Source organism: Leisingera sp. JC1, from assembly GCF_001679925.1.
Lineage (GTDB): Bacteria > Pseudomonadota > Alphaproteobacteria > Rhodobacterales > Rhodobacteraceae > Leisingera.
The window spans coordinates 1-4535 of record NZ_LYUZ01000161.1 but is presented as its reverse complement, the minus strand read 5'-3'; the positions used below and the strand labels follow the sequence as shown (position 1 = coordinate 4535).

General features: G+C 57.2%; 7 protein-coding genes and 1 pseudogene. 7 read left to right on the top strand and 1 reads right to left on the bottom strand.

Annotated features, from left to right (window positions below):
• The 7 genes and pseudogenes from tuf to A9D60_RS25155 form a co-directional block, all read left to right on the top strand.
• Positions 1–277, top strand: a pseudogene (gene tuf, locus A9D60_RS25185) (elongation factor Tu); the annotation flags it as partial.
• A gap of 229 nt (positions 278–506) precedes the next feature.
• On the top strand, positions 507–1022 hold the full coding sequence (locus A9D60_RS25180) for an ImmA/IrrE family metallo-endopeptidase (protein WP_065270122.1): 516 nt from the start codon (positions 507–509) through the stop codon (positions 1020–1022).
• An 18-nt stretch (positions 1023–1040) separates the two neighbouring features.
• Positions 1041–1445 carry a hypothetical protein gene (locus A9D60_RS25175; protein WP_065270121.1) on the top strand — a complete coding sequence of 135 codons (405 nt, stop codon included), beginning with the start codon at positions 1041–1043 and terminating at the stop codon, positions 1443–1445.
• Between the two features lie 270 nt (positions 1446–1715).
• Positions 1716–2030 (top strand): 30S ribosomal protein S10, encoded by a 315-nt coding sequence (gene rpsJ, locus A9D60_RS25170; RefSeq protein ID WP_019298501.1) that lies wholly within the window; start codon positions 1716–1718, stop codon positions 2028–2030.
• 18 nt (positions 2031–2048) lie between these two features.
• A complete protein-coding gene (rplC, locus tag A9D60_RS25165) occupies positions 2049–2753 on the top strand; it encodes a 50S ribosomal protein L3 (protein WP_065270120.1) in 705 nt (234 codons plus the stop codon).
• Positions 2750–3367 carry a 50S ribosomal protein L4 gene (gene rplD / locus A9D60_RS25160; protein ID WP_019298499.1) on the top strand — a complete coding sequence of 206 codons (618 nt, stop codon included), beginning with the start codon at positions 2750–2752 and terminating at the stop codon, positions 3365–3367. The genes rplC and rplD overlap by 4 nt, the downstream gene beginning before the upstream one ends.
• Positions 3364–3660, top strand: coding sequence for a 50S ribosomal protein L23 (locus tag A9D60_RS25155; RefSeq protein ID WP_019298498.1), 297 nt, complete (start codon positions 3364–3366; stop codon positions 3658–3660). Before rplD ends, A9D60_RS25155 begins: the two co-directional genes overlap by 4 nt.
• A 666-nt stretch (positions 3661–4326) precedes the next feature.
• Here the strand turns inward: A9D60_RS25155 and A9D60_RS25150 are convergent.
• On the bottom strand, positions 4327–4535 hold a 209-nt coding region (locus A9D60_RS25150; protein WP_141117948.1), incomplete at its 5' end, for an integrase core domain-containing protein.

Below are 4535 nucleotides of genomic sequence, written 5' to 3'. Positions count from 1 at the left end.
CAAGTTCGAAGCCGAAGCCTACATCCTGACCAAGGAAGAAGGCGGCCGCCACACCCCGTTCTTCGCGAACTACCGTCCGCAGTTCTACTTCCGCACCACCGACGTGACCGGCACCGTGACCCTGCCGGAAGGCACCGAGATGGTGATGCCGGGCGACAACCTGAAGTTCGCGGTTGAGCTGATCGCGCCGATCGCGATGGAAGACGGCCTGCGCTTCGCCATCCGCGAAGGCGGCCGCACCGTCGGCGCTGGCGTTGTGTCGAAGATCATCGAGTAAGGCGGCTTTGCCGTCTGGCGGGCGGCAGTTGGTTTTGCGCAGCAAAATCAATGAGAGCCCGCACCGGTGAGATGATAGAAAGGGCCTCCTCCGGGAGGCCCTTTTTGCTTTGCTAAACGAAGTTGAGTACGATTAGTGTGTTCCAGCGATGGAAATGCCGGCCTCTTGACGCGCCAGCCACCATATTTATATCAATTTTCGGTGCAACCTTCTGAAGGGAAGCTCTGTAATGGCAAGAAAGCCGAATTTTAAGAAAGCCTCCAGTGCAGCGGCTGCGATTCGCCGTGCGCTTGGATCAAAACCGCCGTTCGACCCAGAAAGAATTGCGGAAGAAAGGGATATCCAAGTTGTATATGCAAAGCTCAAGGAGCCATACAATGAGAAGATATCGGGCTTCTATCGCAAGGCAGACAACAAAATTGTCATAAATAAAGATATATCACCCAATCGTATGATTTTTACGATCGCTCACGAACTCGGCCATGCTGTGCTGCACCAGGAGTACATTAAGTCTAAGAACTATCAGCCGGTCTTTCGTAGCAATGTTCACGTTGATGAAAAGCCTGTTGAAGAAATTGAAGCTGACACTTTTGCCGCTAACTTCCTGGTTCCTCTTAATATTCTTAAAAAGTACAAAGATGTCGCAGATGTGGGTGAGTTGGCAACGATGTTCGCGGTTTCAGAGGACGTAATCGAAAATCGCTTGGATTTGCTTCGCCGCCATCCGAACCTTGCAACGCAGTAAAGGGTTCTCAAGCATTTCATGAGCGACGATTTTGATGAAGAGTTTGAGCTTCCGGACTTGGATGCGCTGGAAACCTTCGAAGAAGAAGATAAAGAGCAAAGGAAGGAACAACAGCTAGAAGAAGGCGGTTTGGAAGCGGATGAACTGTCTCGGCGCGTCAAGGTACTTGAAGCAAACATCAAGACTCAGGGTCTTCGCGAGTTCTATGACTTGCGAAAGAAGTGGTCGGGATGGATCATTTTTTGGATCTCTGCTTTGATCACTTTCAATGCCATCTTGGCGGTTCTGGTTGGTGCTGGGGCGTTGGACTTCAGGGAATATCAATGGTTTATCTCTGCAGTTACAGTCGAGACCTTCCTTCAAATTGTTGGAATGGGGTATGTCGCTGTTAAGTTCCTGTTCAGCGAACCTAAGGTGGAATGACTGTTCTGGGTGTTTTTGCCGTGAAGTCGGCCAACTCTGCAACGCCCACCCCCCTTAACCTCCCCTAACAAACCCCAAACGCACCGTCCTCCCCAAACGCAACGGTTTCGCGGCGAAACCCCTTGCCTCACGGGGCCACAGGGCGTATAGGGCGCGAGTTCGCCGCGTGCGAATAGGGGCGGGATGATTCCCGCCTTTTGGGTTCGATGAGGGGTTGCGGTGGTCGCAGGCCCTCCTCTCAACCCCAACGCCTGAATAAAAGGCTGTACGATGCAAAGCCAAAACATCCGTATCCGGCTGAAGGCATTTGACTATCGCGTGCTGGATGCGTCCACGCAAGAGATCGTCAACACTGCCAAGCGGACCGGCGCGCAAGTGCGTGGCCCGATCCCGATGCCGAACAAGATCGAGAAATTCACTGTTCTGCGTGGCCCCCACGTGGACAAGAAATCCCGCGACCAGTTCGAGATCCGCACCCACAAGCGCCTTCTCGATATCGTCGACCCGACCCCGCAGACCGTGGACGCGCTGATGAAGCTCGACCTGGCTGCCGGCGTTGACGTCGAAATCAAGCTGCAGTCGTAAGTTCGGAGGGTATAGATTATGCGTTCCGGAATTATCGCTAAGAAAGTGGGCATGACCCGCCTGTTCATGGAAGACGGCAAGCAGATCCCTGTGACCGTTCTGTCCCTGGAAGGCCTGCAGGTCGTTGCTCAGCGCACCGAGGAAAAAGACGGCTACACCGCTGTTCAGCTGGGTGCTGGCTCCGCCAAGGCAAAGCGCACCTCGCAAGCCATGCGCGGCCACTTCGCAGCTGCCAAGGTTGAACCCAAGCGCAAGCTGGTCGAATTCCGCGTTCCCGCGGACGGCCTGATCGAAGTCGGCGCCGAAATCTCGGCCGAACACTTCCTGGCTGGCCAGAAAGTGGACGTGACCGGCACCTCGATCGGTAAAGGTTTCGCCGGTGCCATGAAGCGGCACAACTTTGGCGGCCTGCGCGCCTCGCACGGTGTGTCGATCTCGCACCGTTCGCACGGTTCGACCGGTCAGTGTCAGGACCCGGGCAAGGTCTTCAAAGGCAAGAAAATGGCCGGCCACATGGGCGCAGCCCGCGTGACCACCCAGAACCTGGAAGTGGTGAAAACCGACGCCGAGCGCGGCCTGGTCTTCATCAAGGGCGCCGTACCGGGCCCGAAATCCGGCTGGGTTACCGTCAAGGACGCCGTGAAGAAGAAAGCCCCCGAGGGTCTGCCTTTCCCGGCCGCTCTGAAAACTGCGGAAGTTGCCGCGGAAGGTGGTGAAGCATGAAACTTGACGTGATCAAACTGGACGGCGGCAAAGCGGGCGACATCGAACTGTCCGAAGACCTGTTCGGCCTGGAGCCGCGTGCGGACATCCTGCACCGCGTGGTCCGCTGGCAGCGCAACAACGCGCAGGCCGGCACCCACAAGGTGAAGACCCGCTCCGAGACCTCCTACTCGACCAAGAAGATCTACCGCCAGAAGGGCACCGGCGGCGCACGTCACGGTGACCGCAACGCGCCGATCTTCCGCAAGGGTGGTATCTACAAGGGTCCGACCCCGCGTTCGCACGGCCACGAGCTGACCAAGAAGTTCCGCAAGCTGGGCCTGCGCCACGCGCTGTCCGCCAAAGCCAAAGCGGGCGAGCTGGTCATCATCGAGGACGCTGCTTCCGAAGGCAAGACTGCAGCTCTGGCCAAGCAGGTGAAAAACCTGGGCTGGAAGCGCGCGCTGATCATCGACGGCGCAGCGGTCAACGAAGGCTTCCTGCAAGCGTCGCGCAACATCGAAGGTCTGGACATCCTGCCGACCATCGGTGCCAACGTCTATGACATCCTGAAGCGTGACACCCTGGTGATCACCAAGGCGGGTGTCGAAGCACTGGAGGCTCGTCTGAAATGAGCGTGAAGGCAGAACACTACGACGTGATCCGCAAGCCGATCATCACCGAGAAATCCACCATGGCGTCCGAAAATGGCGCAGTGGTTTTCGAAGTGGCAATCGACTCCAACAAGCCGATGATCAAAGAAGCCGTCGAGGCTCTCTTTGGCGTCAAGGTGAAAGCGGTCAACACCACCGTCACCAAGGGTAAGGTCAAGCGTTTCCGCGGCCAGCTGGGCAAGCGTAAAGACGTGAAAAAAGCCTATGTGACCCTGGAAGAAGGCAACACCATCGACGTGTCCACCGGACTCTGAGATTTGCCTCTCTGACAAATTGGAAGGCCCTCGCGCAAGCGGGGGCCTTTTTCGTTGCGGCCATCCTTGATGGGGGAGAGGGCGGCTGGTGCGGGTGCGGTCATGGCGGGGTCCTTTCTGGAGGTCTCCGGTCCTGTATAGCGGCTCGCGGTTAATATCCGGGAAGCGGGGCGTACGGTGGGGGCGCAACGGGTGGGTGTTCAATGAATGTATGTCCGGGCACACCCGCCTTCATAGCGCAGCAGAGGAGCCTGGACCCCGGCGCGGAATCAAGGGCGCAGCCCGCCGCGCCAGCGCCGTCCCGCCCCCATGGGGCGGCGCTTTTGGCTAGTGTTGCGGGCGTCGGCAATGTCGTACGGATGTGGCCGGGATAAACTGCCAAACGCGAACGTTGCGAGCGCCACCCCGCGGGACGGCGCTGGCGTGCTCAACTAAGGGCCTTACGCAAACGCATAAGTTCGACAGTCAAGTACAACTCGTCTTCTTTCGTAATCAGGCGAGCATGCATGGTGCAGTTTCTTATCGGCGCAATGCGTCGAAATGACTCTTCCACCGACGTTTTGTGCAGAAATACAGCTTCGAAAACTTCTTGCCAGTTATCTCGCCTTGTTATGATCACCAGCAAGTTGAGCTACTCCCCGATCGTTGGACAGGATCTGGCGTAATTTAAGCTACTCTCTGCCGCTGCTGACCAGGTTGGGTTTCGTCTTTTCTCAGCCAATAGACCATGGCAGGAGGCTTGCCGCCAAGGGCGGAATGTGGGCGTTTTCGATTATAGAACTCGATCCATCTGCCGACGCCCGCCTTCGCCTCTGATCCAGTCTCCCAAGCGTGCAGGTAGACGCACTCGTATTTCAGACTCCGCCAGAGCCGCT

Coding starts and splice junctions, on each gene's coding strand:
- rplC (WP_065270120.1), top strand. CDS start 2,049: ATGCGTTCCGGAATTATCGCTAAGAAAGTGGGCATGACCCGCCTGTTC.
- rplD (WP_019298499.1), top strand. CDS start 2,750: ATGAAACTTGACGTGATCAAACTGGACGGCGGCAAAGCGGGCGACATC.
- A9D60_RS25180 (WP_065270122.1), top strand. CDS start 507: ATGGCAAGAAAGCCGAATTTTAAGAAAGCCTCCAGTGCAGCGGCTGCG.
- A9D60_RS25155 (WP_019298498.1), top strand. CDS start 3,364: ATGAGCGTGAAGGCAGAACACTACGACGTGATCCGCAAGCCGATCATC.
- A9D60_RS25175 (WP_065270121.1), top strand. CDS start 1,041: ATGAGCGACGATTTTGATGAAGAGTTTGAGCTTCCGGACTTGGATGCG.
- rpsJ (WP_019298501.1), top strand. CDS start 1,716: ATGCAAAGCCAAAACATCCGTATCCGGCTGAAGGCATTTGACTATCGC.